Annotated in this window: 2 protein-coding genes; both read left to right on the plus strand. The window is 62.8% G+C overall.

The genetic code is table 11. The features are described 5' to 3' along the window. Positions 1 to 738 (plus strand): CoA transferase subunit A (locus tag K9B37_RS24500; protein WP_224316431.1); only part of this gene is annotated, 738 nt, incomplete at its 5' end. Then, positions 738 to 1,403, plus strand: coding sequence for a 3-oxoacid CoA-transferase subunit B (locus K9B37_RS24505; protein ID WP_224316432.1), 666 nt, complete (start codon positions 738 to 740; stop codon positions 1,401 to 1,403). The genes K9B37_RS24500 and K9B37_RS24505, both read left to right, overlap by 1 nt.

Consider the following 1,403-nt stretch of genomic DNA (forward strand, 5'->3'; position numbering starts at 1 on the left):
ATGGATAAGGTTTACAAGGATGCGAGCTTGGCGCTGGCTGGGCTTGTGAAGGATGGCATGACCATCATGGCCGGGGGATTCGGCCTGTGCGGCATTCCCGAAGCCCTGATCGAGGCCATCCGGGAATCAGGTGCCAAGGACCTGACCTTCATCTCCAACAATGCCGGCGTCGATGGCATCGGCCTCGGCCGGCTGCTCGAAACCCGCCAGATCCGCAAGATGATCAGTTCTTACGTCGGCGAGAACAAGCTCTTTGCCCAGCAGTACCTGTCCGGCGAGCTGGAGCTGGAGTTCAACCCGCAAGGCACCCTGGCGGAGCGCATCCGCGCCGGCGGCGCCGGCATTCCGGCCTTCTTCACCAAGACCGGCGTCGGCACCCTCATTGCCGAGGGCAAGGAAGTGCGCGAGTTCGACGGCGAGACCTACGTCATGGAGCGTGGCCTGTTTGCCGATATCGCCGTCGTGCATGCCCATACCGGCGACACCGAGGGCAACCTCGTCTACCGCAAGACGGCGCGCAACTTCAATCCGATGATGGCCACCGCCGCCAAGATCACCATCGCCGAGGTCGAGCATCTGGTCGAAGCCGGCGCGATCGATCCCGATTGCATCCATACTCCGGGCATCTTCGTGCAGCGTCTCGTGCACGTGCCGAACCCGGTCAAACATATCGAGCAGCGAACGACCCGCAAGCGCCCGGAAGCGGCAGTGGCAGCGGGAGCAGGGGAGGAAGTCTGATGGCCTGGACCCGTGAACAGATGGCGGCCCGTGCCGCCAAGGAACTGCGTGACGGCTTTTACGTCAACCTCGGCATCGGCATTCCGACGCTGGTCTCGAACTTCATTCCGAAGGGCATGCGGGTGCAGCTGCAGTCGGAGAACGGCATGCTCGGGATGGGTCCTTTCCCCTTCGAGGGCGAAGAGGATGCGGACCTGATCAATGCCGGCAAGCAGACGATCACGCAATTGCCGACGACGAGCTATTTCTCCAGCGCCGATTCCTTCGCGATGATCCGCGGCGGCCATATCGACCTGTCGATCTTGGGCGCCATGCAGGTGGCCCAGAACGGCGATCTCGCCAACTGGATGATTCCCGGCAAGATGGTGAAGGGGATGGGCGGCGCCATGGACCTGGTGGCGGGCGTCAAGCGCGTCGTGGTGGTGATGGAGCATGTGGCCAAGGACGAGCCGAAGCTTCTGAAGGCCTGCAACCTGCCGCTGACCGGGGCCGGGGTGGTCGATCTGGTGATCACCGATCTCGGCGTCTTTTCCATCGACAAGAAGGGCGGCTCCGGCATGACCCTGATCGAGCTCGCCGACGGCGTCACCCTGGACGAGATCACGGCCAAGACCCAGGCCGCCTTCAAGGTCAACCTCAACAGCAAACAGTCAAACGCTGCTTGA

Origin of the sequence: Microvirga puerhi (assembly GCF_020089865.1) — a bacterium.
In the GTDB taxonomy this organism is placed as follows: domain Bacteria; phylum Pseudomonadota; class Alphaproteobacteria; order Rhizobiales; family Beijerinckiaceae; genus Microvirga; species Microvirga puerhi.

Coding starts and splice junctions, on each gene's coding strand:
- K9B37_RS24505 (WP_224316432.1), top strand. CDS start 738: ATGGCCTGGACCCGTGAACAGATGGCGGCCCGTGCCGCCAAGGAACTG.